This is a genomic window from Labrys sp. KB_33_2 (assembly GCF_052114505.1).
In the GTDB taxonomy this organism is placed as follows: Bacteria; Pseudomonadota; Alphaproteobacteria; order Rhizobiales; family Labraceae; genus Labrys.
In genome coordinates this window covers 68,990-87,131 of sequence record NZ_JBFREW010000017.1, presented here as the reverse complement: position 1 = coordinate 87,131, position 18,142 = coordinate 68,990, and the positions used below count along the sequence as shown (strand labels likewise).

Sequence of the window (18,142 nt, the reverse complement as noted above, 5' to 3'; positions counted from 1 at the left end):
ACCGTCAGAACTGTTTTGCGCGTGCCTGCGCTTCTGCCGAGAGGAAGCCGCGCACCGTGGCCCTAGTCTCGAGCGCCATGGCGTCCGCGAGAGAGGAGTGAAAGCCTTCATTGATGGCGTGCTTGATGTCGGACACGGCGCTGGCGGGGCGCTCTGCGATGACCAAGGCCAGTTTCCTTGCTTCGTCGAGCAAGGCGGCCTCCGGAAAAAGCTTCCAGGCGATGCCGACCTCGACAGCCTTCGCGGCGTCATGGCGTTCACCCAGGATCATCAGTTCCTTGGCAATCTGCGGCCCGACCTGCTTTGTCAGGAGCGCCGTCACGCCACCGGTGACGAACAGCCCGTAGCTGACCTCAGGAAAAAACCAACGCGCATTCTCGGCAAACAACCTGAAATCGCAGTTAACCGCCCATTCGAGAGCTCCGCCCACGCACCAGCCATGCACCGCGGCGATGACGATCTTGCTCGATTGCATGATGCGCAGGGTGATGTCCTGGATGGCATCCACCCAGGCCTGCGTGGCCCCGTCGGAGGCGGTTTGCGCATCGAGATCCTTGAGATCGTCGCCGGAGCAGAAAGCTCGCCCTTCGCCGTGCAGAATGATGACGCGGGTGGCTTCATTGGCCTCGGCTCGCGCGAGAGCCTCGGCAAGCTCGTCCACCAGTTGCCGATTCATAGCGTTGAGCCGTTCCGGCCGGTTCAGCCTGATCCAGGTCAAAGGCCCGTCGTCACTGGAAATGACTGTGGTTGTCATGACGTGCTCCTCATACGATCATCGGTTCGGCGTAGGAGCCCCAGACGCCCCGCAAGGCGCCGCAGATCTCGCCGAGCGTCGCTCTCGCCTTCACCAACTCGATGGTCTTGGGCAGAAGATTGATGTCGTCGGACGTTGCCTGCTCGGCGAGTTCCCGCAGCAGATTCTGGACGCGGCTGTTGTCACGGTTTTTCCGCACGGCGTTCAGGCGGTCGATCTGGAGCTGGGTGCAGTGCTCGTCATAGGGGTGGATATCGACCTCGGCCGAGCGGCTTGCCTCGTCGACATGGCGGTTGACGCCGACCGAAATCTTCTCGCCTCTGTCGATCTTCTTGAAGGTGGCATAGGCCGAGTCGGCCAGCTTTTGCTGGAACCACCCCTCTTCGACCAGCTTGATGGCGCCGCCGCGCTCGTCCACTTCGCCCAGCATCTTCCAGATCTCGTTTTCCATGTCCCGCGTCAGACGCTCGACGAAGTAGGAGCCTCCGAGAGGATCGATCACCGATGTCACGTTGATCTCGTCGCGGATGATCTGCTGGGTGCGGATGGCGAGCTTCATCGCCTCTTCGGTCGGGATGGCAAAGGCCTCGTCGAGGCCGTTGGTATGCATGCTCTGGCAACCGCCCAGCACGGCACCGAGTGCCTGGATGGCCGTCCGCATCAGATTATTGTGATGCTCGACCTTGGTAAGGCTCATCGCCGCGGTCTGGACATGCACGCGAAGCCGCATGGATTCGGGCTTCCTGGCCTTGAATCGCTCCGACATGATCTTTGCGTAAACCCGCCGCGCCGCCCGGAACTTGCAGATCTGCTCGAAGAAGTCCTGGTGGCTGATGAAGAAGAAGGACAGCCTGGGCGCGAAATCGTCGATATCCATGCCTGCGCCGGTAACCTCCTCGCAATAGGCGATGGTAAAGGCCATGATGAACGCGATCTCCTGGATCGCATTTCCGCCGACATCGGACAGATGGTAACCGCTGAGGCTGATCGGGTTGAGTTTGGGCGTCGTCCTGGCGCTATGCATGATCAGATCACGCAACAGGCGAACGGCGGGGCGCACCGGATAGATCCATTCCTTCTGGGCGACATATTCCTTCAAGGGATCGGCCTGCAGCGTGCCTGTCAGTTTGCCGAGATCGCAGCCGCGCTGTTCGGCAACGGCAACGAACATCGCATAGATCACCCAGGCCGACGGGTTGATGGTCAGTGAAACCGAGATCTTTTCGAGGTCGATCCCGTCGAAGAGGCGATCGACATCATCGAGCGTATCGATGGCGACGCCTACCCGCCCGACTTCGCCGAACGCCATCGGGTCGTCGGAATCCATGCCAAGCAGGGTCGGCAGGTCGAAATCGGTCGACAGGCCTGTCTGGCCTGTTTGAATCATGTATTTGTAGCGCTGGTTGGTGGCCTCCGGGTTGCCGAAGCCCGCGACCTGCCGGATAGTCCATGGCCGCCCGCGATACATGGTGGCATAGACGCCCCGCGTGAACGGATAGGCTCCCGGGAACCCCAGCTCGCTCGCGGGAATGTCCGCGACGTCGGCGGCTGTATAGACACGCTTCAGCGCAATACCGCATTCGGTTTCATAGGCCGGTTTTTCCTCGGGCCTCATCGTCAAGGCTGCCGCGAGCTGGTTTTCCTCCCATTCGGCTTGCTTTTCCCGAATGGCACCGATCGCCTGTTCCGAGAATAGTTTCATATCGCCCCTACCTCGTTGTCCCAGCCCAGGAGCCGATAGGCGGCCACTGAGGGGTCGGTGTCCCTGTCCACCACGGCCCGCACATGCTTTTCGAGCTCTTCGGCTCCCTGGTTGAATTTGCTTTGGAAAAGATGCCTGGCGGTGGCCAGTATCCGCGCTCTCGACATGACGCGCTGACGCCCGGCCAACTCGCCGCTGTCCCTGAGATGCCGCCAATGCCGGTCGATCACATCCTTCAGATCCTGGACGCGCTCACCCGAAAGCGAGGAGACCGCGAGCACCGGAGGAGGCCAGTGCGCGCTCGTTCCCGTCGGCCCCAAGGCCATCATGCCCTTGAGCGCCGACACCATAGCTGCCGCTTCAGGCTTGTCGGACTTGCTCACCGCATGGATATCGGCGATCTCCAGGATGCCGGCCTTGATCGCCTGAATGTCGTCTCCAAGCCCGGGCGCCGACAGTACCACGATGGTATGGGCGGCCGTCACCACCTCCACCTCGTCCTGCCCCACGCCCACGGTCTCCACGATGATGGGCGAATAGCCGGCGGCATCGAGAATATCGACGGCCTGCAGGGTCGAACGCGCCAGGCCGCCCAGATGGCCGCGTGTTGCCATGCTGCGCACGAAACATTGGAAGGCGCAGGCCGCATCGCTCATCCGCACGCGATCGCCGAGAATGGCGCCGCCCGAAAAGGGGCTGCTCGGATCGACCGCAATCACCCCGACCTTGTGTCCGGCCAAAGCGAAGGCCCGGATAAGGGAAGAGACCAGGGTGGATTTGCCGGCGCCCGGCACGCCGGTAATGCCGACGATATGCGCCCTGCCCGTGTGCCTGTATATTTCGGCCAGGGCGTTCGATGCCTCCGGATAGCCGCCCTCCGCCCGCGAGATCATGCGCGCTATGGCGGGAACGTCGCCGGCGAGGACGCAGGGCACGAGTTCGCTCGAGGCGGTATAGGCCGCACGCTTTGCTGGTCTCGGAGGGGTTGAAATGGTCATAGGCGGCCACGAGCGGCAACCAGGTTGCGGATCGTCGTCACAATCAGATCGGCCCGCGCCTCCTGTGGCACGATCGCGTCGACACCGCTGTCCCATAGGCTGGCATAGTCCTGCTCGGGGATCACCCCGCCGGCGACGACCATGATGTGCTCGGCCTTCTGCTCGCGAAGGCAGCGACCCAGTTCCCGGAACAACGGAACATGGGAACCCGACAGGAGGCTGACACCGATGACATCGACGTCTTCCTGTATCGCGGCGCCGACCACTTCGCCCGGCGATTTGTAGAGGCCGGTATAGACGACCTCCATGCCGGCATCCCGCAGGATGCGGGCGACGATCTTGGCGCCCCGGTCATGCCCGTCCAGCCCGATTTTGGCGACAAGCACCCGGATAGTGTCCGAAGGGCGCGCCACGCTACCGCTATCGGTGTTCGGACCCTGGTCCGTTGGGATTGCCTCGGTCATGGCTGCGTTTCCTTTACTCTGCAGCAATGCCGGGGCGATCCGAGGTCGTGGCGAACACGGCTTCGATGGCGTCTGCAATGATGCCCAGTCCAAGGTCGAGTTCTTCTTCCGAAATCGTCAGAGGTGGCGCGATGCGGAACACGCCGCCCATGCCCGGAAGCTTGACGATGTTCATGCTGAGGCCGCGCCGGAATGCTTCGGCAGCGATCCGCGCGCCAAGCTCATGGTCGGGATCCTTGTTCTGACCGGGCTTCACGATCTCGACCCCCAGCATGAGGCCACGGCCGCGCACGTCTCCGATACAGTCATAGCGCAGCTTGAGTTTCGTCAGGCCGTCGAACAGCCTCGCACCCAGATATCGGGCCCGTTCGACAAGGTTCTCCTCTTCAACCACGTCGAGCACCGCGAGACCGATAGCTGCCGGCAGCGGATCGGACACATGGGTGGTGTAGAAAAGGAAGCCCCTTTCATGTGCTGCCTCTTCGATCTCCGTCGTCGTCATGACGGCCGACAGAGGGAGGCCTGCTCCGATGGTCTTCGATAGGGTGAGGATGTCAGGCGTAACGCCGTCCCTTTGGAAGGCGAACATGTCGCCGGTGCGACCGATACCGGTCTGTGCCTCGTCAAGGATGAGCAACATTCCGCGTTCGCGGCATTTCTGCTTCAGGGCGCTGAGATAGCCCTGCGGCAGCTCCAGCATGCCGCCGCTGGACAGGATCGGTTCGGCGATAAAGGCCGCCAGGCTGCCGGTCGACTGGCTGTCCACCAGATTGAAGGCATCGTCGAGCTCGGTGTGCCAGTCCAGTGAGCCATCGGCGTGCTTGAAGCGTGGGCGGAAGCTGTTGGGCGCGGGTATTGCGAGGGATCCAACCGCCGCAGGTCCATAGCCTCTACGCCCGGCACTGTAGGTCGCCGAGGCGGCGACGCCGGTCATGCCATGCCAGCTCTTCGAGAAGGCGACGATTTCGTGCCTGCCCGTCACCAGCTTGGCCATACGGATGGCGGCCTCGTTCGACTCTGCCCCGGTCGACAGCAACAACACCCTGTCAAGGCCGGGCGCCAGGACGGCGAGGCGTTCGGCCAATTCGACCACTGGACGAGACAGCATGCCGCTGAAGAGGTGCGCGACCGTCTCAACCTGTCGGCTAACCGTCTGGACGATCCGGGGATGCGCGTGGCCGAGCAACGCGCTCATCTGCCCGGACGTGAAATCAAGGATCGGCCTGGCATCGGCGTCGTAGACAAAGGAGCCTTCGGCACGCTCGATGATCGCGGGCTCGAATGTGCCGCCATATCGTATCAGGTGCTTTCCTGCCGACGCCCAGAACGTCTTATCCAAGTTTTTTGACATCTTGCAGCCTCATCAAAGCGCTGGAGCCATGATTACCGGCTGGCGGGATTGCAGTAAATTTGATAGTTGTTGGATTCCGATATCAATGGAATTGATATGCAACCCTCTCTTGACCTTAGGTTGCTGGCGACCTTCATTCGCGCAGCTCATTCGGGAACGCTCAGCGCGACGGCCATCCAGGTTGGTCGCACCCAATCGGCTGTTACGATGCAGATTCAGCGGCTCGAGGAAGCCTTGGGCGGCCAAAGCCTGTTTCACCGGAGCGGCAGCGGCGTTCGTCTCACGGGAAGCGGAGAGCGCTTCCTGGGCTATGCCGAGCGCATTCTCAAACTTCATGACGAAGCCGTCTCGGTGTTCTCGGGTAAGGGCCTGCATGGCTCGATCATCTTCGGCAGCCCGGAAGATTATCTGATCGCCTTCTTTCCGACGCTGCTGAAAAGTTTCGGAGCGATTTATCCCGATGTGGAGATCAAGGTCGTTTCAGCGCCGACGGTCGAGCTGCATCCGCTTTTACGCGCGCGCCAGATCGACCTCGCGCTTGTGTCGATTCCGGATGCGAATGCATCGAAGGACGTGGTGCGTGCGGAACCGCTTGTGTGGGTAGGCAGCAAGCCGACGCTGGAGCTGCATGATTTTGGCGATACGGTGCCGATGGCCTTACCGGCTTCGAACGCCATGGATCATAGGGCCGCATGCGATGCCATGGCCCGCACCGGACTACGCTTTAAAATATCATACGCGAGCAACAGTATTGCAGGCCTGATAGGCGTTGCACGATCGGGGCTCGCAATAAGTGTCATGACTCAAGAAGCCGTGCCTGCAGACCTGTTCATTCTCAAGGCACCTCTTCCGTCCCTGCCCCAGCTAGGCATCTTGATTGCGTTTGCCGAAGAAGAACGGTCGCCCGCGATCGAGGCTTTTGCTGATCACATCCGGCGGGTCCTTCCGTCCCTATAGCTCACGTTTTGGATAACAGTTGAATGCAGTAAGGCGTCATCATTGACCCTCCCTGCGCGAGCCGGCCGTTCTCCGATCGTTCTAACGACCGATCCAGAACCTCGGCGGCGATCCGTGCTTCTTGCAGTCCCTCATGGCTCGAAGATCGCAATCGTCGAATAGGCTGCTCTCAAAGATCCCGTCCAAGCCTCGCCTGTGCCTCCAGACCGAGAATAAGGGTTTCGATCAGGAAGTCGTAGCCCTCTTGGAGCGGAGCGGCATCGCCGCTCTTCCAGCGCATCACGAAAGCTCGATTGTACATTTGCGGCAAATGCCTTGTGATCAGCGGAAAGCGCGTCGCGTCGAGCTCACCCAGGCCCGCGTCGAAGGCCTGGACCCATTGCGAGCCCTCGCTCGCGCCATCGGCAGCGAGTTCCATGGTGATATAGCCTTCCAATGCCCCCACAACGGCGTTGAAGGCGTCGATCAGGCGCTGGCCTTCAAATCCGGCCTGGGTCAAGGCTTTCAGGATGATCTCGACCCAGGGCGCGTTCGGGGCACCGTTCGAGCGGATATGCGGGCCGAGCAGAGGCGCGGCATGCGGATGCTGGTGGACGCGCGCGCGAAAACGCCGGAATAGCAGCCGGATCGTCTCGCGCCAGTCGTCGGGAAGATCTGCCGGCGACATCAGGCTGGCGATCAGCGAGCCGGAGATTTCGGCGAGCAGGTCGGTCTTGTCGCCGCCGACATGCCAATAGAGCGCGGCTGGATAGACATTGAGGCGGCGGGCGAGGGCGCGGACGGAAAATCCCCCCAGCCCGTCCTCGTCGATCAACGCGATGGCGGCCTCGACAATGCGCTCCCGGGTCAGGCCGATGGCGGCAGCCCGGCCCACATGCCGTTTCTTTGCCGGAGGATGTTCGCTCACCGCCACCGCCTCTTGCTGTCAGGCAAGGCCGAGGGCGTGCCCGAGTTCGCGTGCAAATCGTTCATTGTCCCCTGCCGTTCCGATACTCACTCTGAGGAAGTTGGTATAGCCGGCCTCCCGCCATGGTTTGACGATTATGCCCTTCCGAAGCAAGGCGTTAGCCACAGATGCGGCCTCCGTTGCGAGATCAAGGAACAGGAAGTTCGTCTGCGACGGGATGACGCCCACACCCATGACGCGCAGGCGATCGGCCAGGAGGGTGCGATCACGGCGGATCTGCGCGACGGCCCCACGCATCCAACCCTCATCACCGAGGGCGGCGATGGCAGCCACTTGGGCGGCCGCGTTGACGTTGAAGGGTGTTAGGGTTGTGCGCATGCTACGGGCGATGCCGTCATCCGAGGTGATACCGTAACCGACGCGCAGGCCGGCCAGGCCATAAGCCTTGGAAAAGGTACGCAATACGACCCAGGACAGGCCTGCCCGATCGGCCAGCACGCCGAGCCCATCGGGATAATCGGGGTCGATCAGCTCGAAATAGGCCTCATCCAGCACGAACAGGGTTTCAGGCTGCACCGCGTCCAGCAGGCGGTCGAGTTGGGGCCGCGACAGGGCCTTGCCGACCGGATTGGAAGGTGAGGAGATGAAGACGATCTTTGGCCCGCGCGCCAGTTCGCGCACGAGCGCATCGACGTCATAGTCGAAGGCTGCCGTCATCGGCACCTTGGTCACCTGCGCTCCCGCTGCCATCGCCTCGATTTCGTGCAGACCGAAACAGGGGGCGATAGTGAGCACGGCATCGCCCTTGCCGAGATAAGCGCGGCAGAGGGCAGCGATCAACTCTTCCGACCCGTTTCCGCAGACGATCCGGTCGGAGTCAGCGCCGAGTTTCGCCGAAAGCGCCCGCCGCAAGGCGGTGCATGCCGAATCGCTGTAGCGCGACGGCACCAGGGAGCCCAGTGCCGTCGGCACCGCCGGCGAAGTGCCATGGGGATTTTCGTTGCTCGCCAAGGCCGCAATGTCCTGCCGCCCGCTGGCCAGTCGCGCAGCCGCGATCGAGATGCCCGCATTATAGAGGGGAAGCGTTGCGACCTCCTGGCGCGGCCTGAGTGCCTTCTTCTGAACCGAGTGCATGTTCCAACCTCCTGGTGAGGCGCCTTTTGATGGCGCTTTTGCGATGCCTTGTGCACCCGCCGGACGCAGCTGGTGGATCCGCGGGCTCCGCCCCCTGCCTCGACCAGCTTTTGATCAGCGCACAAAAAACATCATTGACATCGCAAAAAGTCTATACATATATTTTATTGTCCACTGAACAAAAACGGCTTCGAGCCCGGGACAGATGGATCGCCGTTGCTGCGTCTGCAACGCCGCACGCAAATGCCAGAGCCTCAGCGCGGATGAACGGCCAAACCGGGCCGGCATGCGGGACTCCGGCAACCAGGGGAGGAGTTCACATGTTTGTGGAAAAGACCGTCTTTCGCCCACGCCGCTGGCTCGTAAATGCGGCCGTTTCAGCGCTGCTCATGACCATGGCGCCCGCCCTGGCGGCGACGCCTGCCAACACGCTGGTCGAGGGTTTCGCCATTGACGAGATGATCACCATGGATCCCGGCGAGGCGTATGAGCTCTCCACCGCCGAGATCAGCGCCAATATCTACGATCTCCTGGTGCGTTTCGACGTGGCCGATCCGTCCAAGGTCAAGGGCGACCTTGCGCAGAACTGGACCGTCTCCGACGACGGATTGACCTATACGTTCAAGCTCAAACCCAATTTGAATTTCGCCTCCGGCAATCCGCTGACAGCCGAGGACGTGGCCTGGTCGTTCGAGCGCATCATCAAGCTGGACAAGAGCCCGGGCTTCATTCTCGGCCAGCTCGGCCTCTCCAGCCAGAATGTTGTCGAGAAGGCGAAGGCCGCGGCGCCCGACATCTTCGTGCTGACGATCGACAAGCCCTATGCGCCGAGCTTCGTGCTGAACTGCCTGGCCTCAACCGTGGCGGCCGTCGTGGACAAGAAACTGGTGCTTGAGCATGTCGTCCCGGTAACGCCCAGCGCGGACTACAAATATGACAATGACTTCGGCAATGACTGGCTGAAGGCGCATACGGCCGGCTCCGGACCGTTCACGTTGCGTGAATGGCGCGCCAACGAAGCCGTCGTCATGGATCGCAACGACAAGTATTGGGGCGACAAGGCCAAGCTCGCCCGCGTCATCTATCGCCATATGAAGGAGAGCTCAGCCCAACGGCTGGCGCTGGAGGCCGGCGATATCGACGTCGCCCGCAATCTTGCGCCCAATGATCTCGATGCCGTGGCCAGGAACGACAAGATTGCTCTCACCAGCGCACCGAAGGCGACGCTCTATTACATCGGCCTCAATCAGAAAAACGAGAAGCTGGCCAAGCCGGAAATACGCCAGGCCTTCAAATATCTGATCGACTACGACGCGATCGGCTTGACCCTGATCAAGGGTATCGGCGGAACCCACCAGACCTTCCTGCCAAAGGGTGTGCTGGGCGAGCTCGACGACAACCCCTTCAGGCTCGACGTTGCCAAGGCAAAGGCGCTCTTGGAGAAGGCCGGCCTGAAGGACGGCTTCTCGGTGACCATGGACGTAACCAGTATCCAGCCGGTGACGGGGATCGCCGAATCCATCCAGCAGACGGCCGGCGAAGCGGGCATCAAGATCGAGATCATCCCCGGCGACGACAAGCAGACGCTCACAAAATACCGTGCCCGCAACCACGACATCTATATCGGCCAATGGGGCCAGGATTATTTCGACCCGAATTCCAACGCCCAGAATTTCGCCACCAACATCGACAATTCGGACGACAGCAAGGACACGACCCTGGCCTGGCGCAATGGCTGGGCCGTGCCGGAACTAGCCAAGGAAGCTGAGGCCGCTCTCCTGGAGAAAGACACCGCCAAACGGGTCGAAATATACCAGCGCCTTCAAAAGCAGGTGCTCGAAACCGGTCCCTTCGCCCTCATCTTCCAGCAGACCGAGGTTGCCGGCGTGCGCACCAACGTCAGGGGCCTCAAGCTCGGGCCGAGCTTCGACACCAATTTCGTCGCCGACATCACAAAGGAATAGAAGGTGGCATCGCCTCTTCTGGGTATCACGCAAACACAGGCGCTGCCGGCCAGCGGGGGTGGCCGCGCTCTCGCGCTCGCCAAATCCGTCGCACGCTTCCTCGTCATCGCCCTTACCACCTATCTCGGCCTGCTGGCGGTGACCTTCTTCATCGGCCGAGTAGTCCCCGTCGACCCCGTGCTGGCGGTGCTAGGCGACCGCGCGCCGGCCAGCGTAATAGAGCGCACGCGGCGCGAAATGGGCCTGGACCTGCCGCTGATCGAGCAGTTCTACATTTATCTCAAGGGCGTGCTTTCCGGCGATTTCGGCCGCTCGGTGCTGACCTCCAATCCTGTCATGGCCGATATCCGCCGCGTCTTCCCAGCGACCATCGAGCTCGCGACCCTCGGCACGCTGATCGGCTCGGTCGTCGGCATTCCACTCGGCGTGCTGGCGGCGGTCAGGCGAGGCAGCCTGACCGACCAGATCGTGCGCGTCGTCGGCCTGGTCGGCTATTCGGTGCCGATCTTCTGGCTGGGCCTGCTGGCGCTGGTGCTGTTCTACGCCAAGCTGCATTGGGTCGCCTTTCCCGGCCGCATTGACATCACCTTTGAATATTCGTTCACGCCCGTCACCGGCTTCTTCCTGCTGGATGCGCTCATGCAGGGTCAATGGGACGTCGTCCATGATGTCCTGCGGCACATCGTGCTGCCGGCTTCGCTGCTGGGCTATTTGTCGCTCGCCTATATCAGCCGCATGACGCGCTCCTTCATGCTAAACGAGCTTTCCCAGGAATATGTCGTGGCCGCGCGCGCCAAAGGCCTTTCGGAACCACGCATCATCTGGGGGCATGCGCTACGCAATGCGGCGGTGCCGCTGGTGACGGTGATCGCGCTCTCCTATGCCGGGTTGCTTGAAGGCTCGGTGCTGACGGAGACCGTGTTCTCCTGGCCGGGCATCGGCTTCTACATCACCAACTCGCTGCAGAACGTGGACATGAATGCGGTGCTGGGCGGTACCGTGGTGATCGGCTCGGTGTTCATCGCCATCAACCTGTTCGCGGACCTGCTCTACCGACTGCTCGATCCGAGGACGAAGACGCCATGAGCGCGGCAGAACGATTGACGATATCCCGTCGCGAATGGCTGCTTACGGAGCGGCCGAGTTCACGCTGGCAAGCCAGGCTTGGCCGTGCCTATGTGACGTGGCAGCGCTTCCGCGCCAACCGGCTGGCGGTGGCCGGGCTTGTCATCATCCTGGCCCTGCTGTTCGTGGCCATCTTCGCCGACCAACTCGCGCCCTATTCGCCGGTGATCGGCGACTTGAAGCATGCGCGCCTCCAGCCCCCCTCCCTCCAGCATTGGTTCGGCACCGACGATCTTGGCCGCGACATCTATTCGCGCCTCGTCTGCGGCTCGCGCCTGACGCTGTTCGTGGTGGTGCTGGTGGCCATCATCGCTGCACCGATCGGGCTCCTGATCGGTACGGTGGCCGGCTATGCCGGCGGCTGGACCGATGCGGTGCTGATGCGCATCACCGACATCTTCCTCGCCTTCCCCCACCTCATCCTGGCGCTAGCTTTCGTCGCCGCCCTCGGCCCCGGCATCGAAAATGCGGTGCTGGCCATCGCCATCACCTCCTGGCCCCCCTATGCCCGCATCGCCAGGGCCGAGACGCTGACGGTGCGCAATTCCGACTACATCAAGGCGGTGCAGCTGATGGGTGCCTCTCCCCTTCGCATCGTACTGCGTCATATCATGCCGCTGTGCACGTCCTCGCTCATCATCCGCGTGACGCTGGACATGGCCGGCATCATCCTCGTCGCCGCCGGCCTCGGTTTCGTCGGGTTGGGTGCGCAGCCGCCCCTGCCGGAATGGGGCGCGATGATCGCCTCCGGCCGTCGCTTCATCCTGGACCAGTGGTGGGTGGCCGCGGCACCGGGCCTTGCCATCCTCGCCGTCAGCCTCGGCTTCAACCTGCTCGGAGACGGGTTGCGCGATGCGCTCGATCCGCGCAGTGCCGACCAATGAACACGGATGCCAACAACATGACGAATACGACGATGACCGCAATGGCCGCGGCGGGCCGCCCTCTGCTCGAGGTTGAGGATCTTCGCATCACCTACCCCACCCGCTCGGGCACGGCCGAGGTGGTGCGCGGCACTTCCTTCTCACTCAGACGTGAGCGGCTTGGCATTGTCGGCGAGTCCGGCTCCGGCAAGTCGCAGACCGGCCGAGCCATCATGGGGCTGACGCCGCAGGCCTGCATCCGTGCGGCAAAGCTCACCTTCGACGGCATCGACCTTCTCGCCGCATCGCCTGCCGAGCGACGGGTCCTGCGCGGCAAGCGCATCGCCATGATCCTGCAGGATCCCAAATACTCGCTCGATCCCGTCATGAGCATCGGCCGGCAGATCGTCGAGACACTGCGGACGCATGAGGCGGTCTCCAGGGCCGAGGCCCGCGAGCGGGCGCTCGACATGCTGGCCGCCGTGCAGATCCGCGACCCCGGACGTGTCTTCGACCTGTATCCGCATGAAGTGTCGGGCGGCATGGGCCAGCGCGCCATGATCGCCATGATGCTGATCGCCAGCCCCGAACTGATGATCGCCGATGAGCCGACCTCGGCGCTCGACGTCACCGTGCAGCTCGACGTGCTCGCCATCCTCGACCGTCTGGTCGCCGAGCGCGGCATGGGCCTGATCTTCATCTCGCACGATCTGCGTCTGGTCTCGTCCTTCTGCGACCGTGTCGTTGTCATGTATGCCGGCAAGGTCGTGGAACAACTGGCGACCTCCGACCTCACCCGCGCCCAGCATCCCTATACGCGCGGCCTCATCGACTGCATGCCCAGGATCGGCGCTGACCGCCACCCCCTGCCTGTATTGGATCGCATGCCGGAGTGGGCCCTATGACGACAGCGCTTTGCGTCGCGGGATTGGAAGTCGTCTTCGACCGTTTCCGCGCCCTCAAGGGCGTGAGTGTGGACGTACAGCCCGGTCAATCCTTCGGCCTGGTCGGCGAATCCGGCTCGGGCAAATCGACCCTGCTGCGCGCCATTGCCGGGCTCGCGCCCGTCGCCGCCGGTACCATAACGGTTGGCGGCAGGCTGCTCGACCATCGCCGCAACAAGGCGTTCTACCGCCAGGTGCAGATGGTGTTCCAGGACCCCTATGGCTCGCTCAACCCGCGCCAGACCGTCGACCGTCTGCTGCAGGAGCCGCTCGCCATCCACGGCATCGGCGAGGGCGAAAGGCGCATCCAGCGTGCGCTGGACGAGGTCGGGCTCGGCAACGGCTTTCGCTTCCGCTATCCGCACCAGCTCTCCGGCGGCCAGCGCCAGCGCGTCGCGATCGCACGCGCCCTCATCCTCGAACCGTCGATCCTGCTGCTCGACGAGCCCACTTCCGCGCTCGATGCCTCCGTCCAGGCGGAAGTGCTGAACCTCCTGGAGAATGTGCGGCGCTGGCGCAAGCTCACCTTCCTGATGGTGAGTCACGATCTCGGCGTGATCCACCACATGTGCGAACGCCTGATGGTGATGCAAAACGGCGAGAGCGTGGAAGAACTCGCCGCTGGGGATCTCGTCGCCGGTCGCGTCAGCCAGCAATACACCGCCAACCTTCTACGCGCCAGCGAGGGCTTCGTGCGCCGACAATCCGATTCTGACTGAACAAGACTTTCGCAGACTAAAACAACGCCAATAAAGACATGGGTGGGAACATGCTTAGACCAGGCTTGGTTCTGGGGACGTTGAGTGCCGTCTTTTTGCAAGGGTCAGATGCGTACGCCGAAAGCCTCTCGGCATGCCGCGACTATGGCGAGGGCTTCTTCCTGCTTCCCGGCACCGATACCTGTCTGCAGATCGCAGGCGAGGTGCGGGCCGACTATCTCTTGCGTGGTGGCACCGCCTTTGCCAGGGACACCGACAGAACCGAGTTCAGGAGCCGGGCGGCCCTCGATTTCGACGCCAGGACGAAGACCGAATGGGGCACGCTGCGCTCCTTCATCACCATCTACGGCTATGGCGGCGCCCAACATGCCAAGGACGGCAGCAGCACCGTTCTCGACACCGCATTCATTCAATTCGCCGGCCTGACCGCGGGCTACGCCCACTCGGTGTTCGGCATGTATGATGACTTCTATTCCAGCACGATGTTCGCCGACTATTTCGGCGAACAGGACGTCGTCAATCTCCTGGCCTACAAGGCGACATTCGGTGACGGGGTGACGGGCACGATCGCGCTCGAACACGGCGAGAACCGGCAGGAAGCCATTCTGCGCTTCGAGGAGACCGATAAGGCCGAGGGCATTGGGCATCAACGCCTGCCCGATCTCGTCGCCAATCTGCGCCTCGACAAGGATTGGGGAGCAGCCATGCTCTCGGCCGCCCTGCATGAAAACCATGCCAGCCGCCAGAGGACGAAATCGACCCTGGGCTATGCCCTCGGTGCTTCGCTCAGCCTCAACGTTCCGGCCACGGCCGGCGGTTATGTCGTCACGGAGGTGACCTATGCCAAGGGCGCCTCGCGCTACACCACGGGCGGCATCGGCATGCTGCGCGACTCCATCGGCGCCGCGCCCGACGCCTATGTCGATGATGACGGGCGCCTGACGAATGTGGCATCCTGGGCGGTCAGCGGCGAGATCGGCATGAATCTGACGCCCAAGCTGACAGGCGCCGTGTTCGGCAGCTATCTCAATGTCGGCCGGACCGCTATCGACACCACCGGCTTTGGCGAATACCGGGCCGGCTGGCTCGGCACCAATCTCAAATATTCGCTGTCCAAAGATGTGCGGTTCAGCGGCGAATTTGCCTGGAGCCGGGAGACAATTCCGGCCTCCCTCGCGGATAACCGGGCCGGCCGCAGCCTCGACAGCTGGCTTGCCGGCATGCGCATCTCCCGCTTCTTCTGACCGGAAACAGCCATGGCCCGCGGCTACGGCGCCGCCGACGCAGCCGTCATCCCGCGAGCCTTGAAGCCTGAATCACTTCCTCAAGTTCCAGCACCCAGACCTAATCAGCGGCAAAGCCGCCAGACAGGAGTATCGACCATGATCTCGACGCGACGTTCATTGCTCAAGATGGGATTGGCCGGGCTTCTCATCCCCCAGGGATATCTTGCCCTGGCCGATGACAAGCCGAACAAGTCATTCGATGCCTGGCGCTTCGATTTCGAAGCAAGCATTCCCGCACGCATGAAGGCCGCCAATGTTTCGGGAGTGGCCGTGGCGATAACCGCCAGGGGTCATTCGACACGCTATAAGGCAGCCTTCGGCTTTGCTGATCTGAAGCAGGACCGCAAGCTTACCGTCGACACGCCCCTCCATCTCGCCTCGGTCAGCAAACTGGTCACCGCCTCGGCCCTGGTCCAGCTGTTCGAGCGCCGCGGCTACAATCTGGACCATGATGTCAACAAGTTCATCGATTTCCCGGTGAGGAACCCTAATCATCCCAATTTGCCGATCACACCGCGCCAACTTCTCACCCACACATCCAGCATCTCGGATGAGGGCTATGAGGATTTCTCCAGCGAGGGAGATCCGACGCAAAGCCTGTCGAGCTTCCTCAAGGATTATCTTGTGGAGGGCGGGCGGGCTTATTCGCCGGACAAGTCGTTCCTCAAAGCCAAGCCTGGCAGGAAATGGGACTATTCCAACATCGCCATCGCCTTGGCCGGCTATGTCGTCGAGCATGTCAGCAAGCGGAGCTTTTTTTCTTATACCGAGGCCAACATCTTCGAACCACTCGGCATTCGCAACGCTCATTGGTATCTGAAGGAATTCAAGCCGGACATGCTGGCCAAGCCTTACAAGTTCGAGAACAATGCCTTCGTCGAACTGCCGCAGGAAGGCTATCCAGACGTCCCCGCCGGCATGCTGCGCTGTTCGGTGGCTGATCTTGCCACCATCCTGCATGCCATGCTCGGTGGAAAAACCGATGGGCACCTGATCTTATCCCCGCGTGCCGTCTCAGCCATGTTGCGCCGCCAGGTCGATCCGAAGATCACACCCTATCAAGGGCTGGGCTGGGTCTCGGAGGAGATCGACGGGCACTCCTTCGTCGGCCATTCCGGCCGTGATACCGGCGCGACGAACATGGTGGCGCTGAGCAAGGATCGCAGCCATGCCGTCGCGGTGCTGATGAACATCGACAAGGCAGACGCGAACGACAAATTCAGGAGTTCCGTGACCGAAGATCTCCTCGCTGGCGCGAAGCTTTCGGGATGAGCTTTTCGCGGGATTCAGGACAGGAATGGATCGGAGGCCAGTTGCCGGGACAGCTTCGCCTTCGAAAGAACTGCGATTCATCGAAACGCCTTTTCTCCGTCGAAGACGCATCAATTTTCGAAGAAATGCATCACACGGATCGATCATGACCCAAAACAATCTCGTCACCGTCTTCGACGGTCATAACGACGCGCTGCTTAATCTCTATCACGCGCCGGAGCCCGATAAGATGCGGATCTTTTCACAAGGCGCACCGGCAGATTGGCATATCGACCTGCCACGCGCCCGCAAAGGCGGCCTTGCCGGTGGTATGTTCGCGATCTTCGCCCCGCCGCAGGAGGAAGGCGCGGCCAAGGCCGGAGCGGCCATCCCGATCCCCAGCAATGACGAGCCCCTACCACCACCCCTGCCGATGGAGGAGGCGCGCATCGCTACCCTCGGCATGGCCTCGATCCTGTTCAGGTTGGAGCGTGCCGGGCTCCTGAGCGTGTGTCGCAACGCAGCGGACATCCGCAACGCCATGTCGCAAGACACCCTCGCCGCCATCTTCCACATCGAGGGTGCTGAAGCGATCGATCCCGATCTTGCCATGCTGGACGTGTTGCACGCCACCGGCCTGCGCTCGCTTGGCCTGGTCTGGAGCCGGCCGAACATCTTCGGCCATGGCGTGCCATTCCGATATCCATCCTCGCCAGATAGCGGCCCGGGCCTTACCGACGCCGGCAAAGCCCTGGTCAAGGCCTGCAATCAGCTGAGGATTATGATCGACTTGTCGCATCTCAACGAAAAGGGCTTCCGCGATGTTGCCGCCCTTAGCGATGCCCCGCTGGTGGCAACCCACTCCAATGCGCATTCCATCTGCCCGCATGCGCGCAACCTCACCGACTGGCAACTCGGCGCCATCCGCGAGACGCATGGCATGGTGGGCCTGAACTACGCCACGAGCTTCCTCAATCCCGGGGGACCAACCGCCGAGGGTGCTGATCTCGAGATGATGCTGCGCCATATCGACACTTTGCTCGACAAGGTGGGCGAGGACGGCGTCGGCCTGGGCTCGGATTTCGACGGAGCGCCCATTCCACCCGAGATCGGCGACGCAGCGGGGCTTCCACGGCTGATCGAAGCCTTCCGCCAGCACGGCTACGGAGAGGAGCTGATCGCGAAGATCGCTTGGAAGAACTGGGTTGGCATATTGGAGCGGACGATTGGCTGAACGCTGAGGCTCAGCACCGGCACCGGTACGTTGCCTAAATTTGAGGGCAGCCAGACAAAACGGGAAGCCATTACGACCTCTGACAGCGAAGCCGTCTGCTGGATCGTTCCCACCGCCGGTTGAAACCAATCCGCATCCGCCAGAGCCAATATCCGAGCAACCCCATCCAGCAGGATCATCGGCGCGTCAAGCGCGGCCATGCTCGGGTTCAAGTCAACCATCTGCGCAGCGACAATCGTGCCCTGTATCGAGATGATTCACATGAAGCGCCAACGACAGGCCAGATATGCCTATAATCCAACACCCGCGCTTTGCGAGCAGTTCGAAATCCTCGCCGCCGCATCGACAGGGCAATCGACTTTTACGTCAATACTTTGAGTTTGCGACAGAACCCTTTTGCACGAGCGATGGTTTCATGAGCGTCCGCACTCAGCTTTAATAAGCCAATCCTGAACAAGCCATTGACCGACTAGATTAGCTCATCTAGCG

General features: G+C 62.0%; 16 protein-coding genes and 1 pseudogene. 10 read left to right on the top strand and 7 right to left on the bottom strand.

The features are described from left to right. Positions 1-4: 4 nt before the first annotated feature. From AB4037_RS26980 to AB4037_RS26960, 5 genes are read right to left on the bottom strand one after another with little or no spacing between them, the layout of a single operon-like run. A complete protein-coding gene (locus AB4037_RS26980; protein ID WP_441773556.1) occupies positions 5-754 on the bottom strand; it encodes an enoyl-CoA hydratase/isomerase family protein in 750 nt (249 codons plus the stop codon). A gap of 10 nt (positions 755-764) precedes the next feature. After that, positions 765-2,456: a methylmalonyl-CoA mutase family protein gene (locus AB4037_RS26975; RefSeq protein ID WP_441773555.1), complete on the bottom strand. Its 1,692-nt coding sequence runs from the start codon at positions 2,454-2,456 to the stop codon at positions 765-767. Beyond that, positions 2,453-3,454, bottom strand: coding sequence for a methylmalonyl Co-A mutase-associated GTPase MeaB (gene meaB, locus AB4037_RS26970; RefSeq protein WP_441773554.1), 1,002 nt, complete (start codon positions 3,452-3,454; stop codon positions 2,453-2,455). The genes AB4037_RS26975 and meaB overlap by 4 nt, the downstream gene beginning before the upstream one ends. After that, entirely contained in the window at positions 3,451-3,918 is a 468-nt protein-coding gene (locus tag AB4037_RS26965; protein WP_441773553.1) for a cobalamin B12-binding domain-containing protein, read from the bottom strand. Before AB4037_RS26965 ends, meaB begins: the two co-directional genes overlap by 4 nt. Positions 3,919-3,931: 13 nt before the next feature. Then, complete coding sequence (locus AB4037_RS26960) at positions 3,932-5,269, bottom strand: aspartate aminotransferase family protein (RefSeq protein WP_441773552.1); 1,338 nt, start codon at positions 5,267-5,269, stop codon at positions 3,932-3,934. Positions 5,270-5,365: 96 nt separating this feature from the next. On the opposite strand from AB4037_RS26960, the gene AB4037_RS26955 reads away from it, so the two are divergent. Continuing rightward, a complete protein-coding gene (locus AB4037_RS26955) occupies positions 5,366-6,226 on the top strand; it encodes a LysR family transcriptional regulator (RefSeq protein WP_441773614.1) in 861 nt (286 codons plus the stop codon). A 169-nt stretch (positions 6,227-6,395) separates the two neighbouring features. Here AB4037_RS26955 and AB4037_RS26950 read toward each other — a convergent pair whose 3' ends face one another. Together AB4037_RS26950 and hisC are read right to left on the bottom strand one after the other, a co-directional pair. Further along, positions 6,396-7,133: a TetR/AcrR family transcriptional regulator gene (locus AB4037_RS26950; protein WP_441773551.1), complete on the bottom strand. Its 738-nt coding sequence runs from the start codon at positions 7,131-7,133 to the stop codon at positions 6,396-6,398. Positions 7,134-7,151: 18 nt separating this feature from the next. Beyond that, positions 7,152-8,267, bottom strand: a complete 1,116-nt coding sequence (hisC, locus tag AB4037_RS26945; protein WP_441773550.1) for a histidinol-phosphate transaminase — start codon at positions 8,265-8,267, stop codon at positions 7,152-7,154. Positions 8,268-8,587: 320 nt separating this feature from the next. On the opposite strand from hisC, the gene AB4037_RS26940 reads away from it, so the two are divergent. The 9 genes and pseudogenes from AB4037_RS26940 to AB4037_RS26900 all read left to right on the top strand — a co-directional run. Beyond that, positions 8,588-10,231, top strand: a complete 1,644-nt coding sequence (locus AB4037_RS26940) for an ABC transporter substrate-binding protein (protein ID WP_441773549.1) — start codon at positions 8,588-8,590, stop codon at positions 10,229-10,231. A 3-nt stretch (positions 10,232-10,234) separates the two neighbouring features. Continuing rightward, positions 10,235-11,317, top strand: a complete 1,083-nt coding sequence (locus AB4037_RS26935) for an ABC transporter permease (protein ID WP_434960369.1) — start codon at positions 10,235-10,237, stop codon at positions 11,315-11,317. Further along, positions 11,314-12,240, top strand: coding sequence for a nickel transporter permease (nikC, locus tag AB4037_RS26930; RefSeq protein WP_441773548.1), 927 nt, complete (start codon positions 11,314-11,316; stop codon positions 12,238-12,240). Before AB4037_RS26935 ends, nikC begins: the two co-directional genes overlap by 4 nt. 17 nt (positions 12,241-12,257) lie before the next feature. Beyond that, positions 12,258-13,124, top strand: a complete 867-nt coding sequence (locus tag AB4037_RS26925; protein ID WP_434960367.1) for an ABC transporter ATP-binding protein — start codon at positions 12,258-12,260, stop codon at positions 13,122-13,124. Continuing rightward, positions 13,121-13,882 (top strand): ABC transporter ATP-binding protein, encoded by a 762-nt coding sequence (locus AB4037_RS26920; RefSeq protein ID WP_441773547.1) that lies wholly within the window; start codon positions 13,121-13,123, stop codon positions 13,880-13,882. Before AB4037_RS26925 ends, AB4037_RS26920 begins: the two co-directional genes overlap by 4 nt. Before the next feature lie 95 nt (positions 13,883-13,977). After that, complete coding sequence (locus AB4037_RS26915) at positions 13,978-15,126, top strand: porin (protein WP_441773546.1); 1,149 nt, start codon at positions 13,978-13,980, stop codon at positions 15,124-15,126. Positions 15,127-15,264: 138 nt separating this feature from the next. Continuing rightward, complete coding sequence (locus tag AB4037_RS26910) at positions 15,265-16,440, top strand: serine hydrolase domain-containing protein (protein WP_441773545.1); 1,176 nt, start codon at positions 15,265-15,267, stop codon at positions 16,438-16,440. 145 nt (positions 16,441-16,585) lie between these two features. Further along, positions 16,586-17,653, top strand: a complete 1,068-nt coding sequence (locus AB4037_RS26905; RefSeq protein WP_441773544.1) for a dipeptidase — start codon at positions 16,586-16,588, stop codon at positions 17,651-17,653. Positions 17,654-17,695: 42 nt separating this feature from the next. Further along, a pseudogene (locus tag AB4037_RS26900) lies at positions 17,696-18,031 on the top strand (IS6 family transposase); the annotation flags it as partial. Positions 18,032-18,142: the final 111 nt, after the last annotated feature.

What these genes read in the sequence shown, in the direction of transcription:
- AB4037_RS26980 (WP_441773556.1), bottom strand. Translation starts at nt 754, where the DNA reads ATGACAACCACAGTCATTTCCAGTGACGACGGGCCTTTGACCTGGATC.
- AB4037_RS26975 (WP_441773555.1), bottom strand. Translation starts at nt 2,456, where the DNA reads ATGAAACTATTCTCGGAACAGGCGATCGGTGCCATTCGGGAAAAGCAA.
- meaB (WP_441773554.1), bottom strand. Translation starts at nt 3,454, where the DNA reads ATGACCATTTCAACCCCTCCGAGACCAGCAAAGCGTGCGGCCTATACC.
- AB4037_RS26965 (WP_441773553.1), bottom strand. Translation starts at nt 3,918, where the DNA reads ATGACCGAGGCAATCCCAACGGACCAGGGTCCGAACACCGATAGCGGT.
- AB4037_RS26960 (WP_441773552.1), bottom strand. Translation starts at nt 5,269, where the DNA reads ATGTCAAAAAACTTGGATAAGACGTTCTGGGCGTCGGCAGGAAAGCAC.
- AB4037_RS26955 (WP_441773614.1), top strand. Translation starts at nt 5,366, where the DNA reads ATGCAACCCTCTCTTGACCTTAGGTTGCTGGCGACCTTCATTCGCGCA.
- hisC (WP_441773550.1), bottom strand. Translation starts at nt 8,267, where the DNA reads ATGCACTCGGTTCAGAAGAAGGCACTCAGGCCGCGCCAGGAGGTCGCA.
- AB4037_RS26940 (WP_441773549.1), top strand. Translation starts at nt 8,588, where the DNA reads ATGTTTGTGGAAAAGACCGTCTTTCGCCCACGCCGCTGGCTCGTAAAT.
- nikC (WP_441773548.1), top strand. Translation starts at nt 11,314, where the DNA reads ATGAGCGCGGCAGAACGATTGACGATATCCCGTCGCGAATGGCTGCTT.
- AB4037_RS26925 (WP_434960367.1), top strand. Translation starts at nt 12,258, where the DNA reads ATGACGAATACGACGATGACCGCAATGGCCGCGGCGGGCCGCCCTCTG.
- AB4037_RS26920 (WP_441773547.1), top strand. Translation starts at nt 13,121, where the DNA reads ATGACGACAGCGCTTTGCGTCGCGGGATTGGAAGTCGTCTTCGACCGT.
- AB4037_RS26910 (WP_441773545.1), top strand. Translation starts at nt 15,265, where the DNA reads ATGATCTCGACGCGACGTTCATTGCTCAAGATGGGATTGGCCGGGCTT.
- AB4037_RS26905 (WP_441773544.1), top strand. Translation starts at nt 16,586, where the DNA reads ATGACCCAAAACAATCTCGTCACCGTCTTCGACGGTCATAACGACGCG.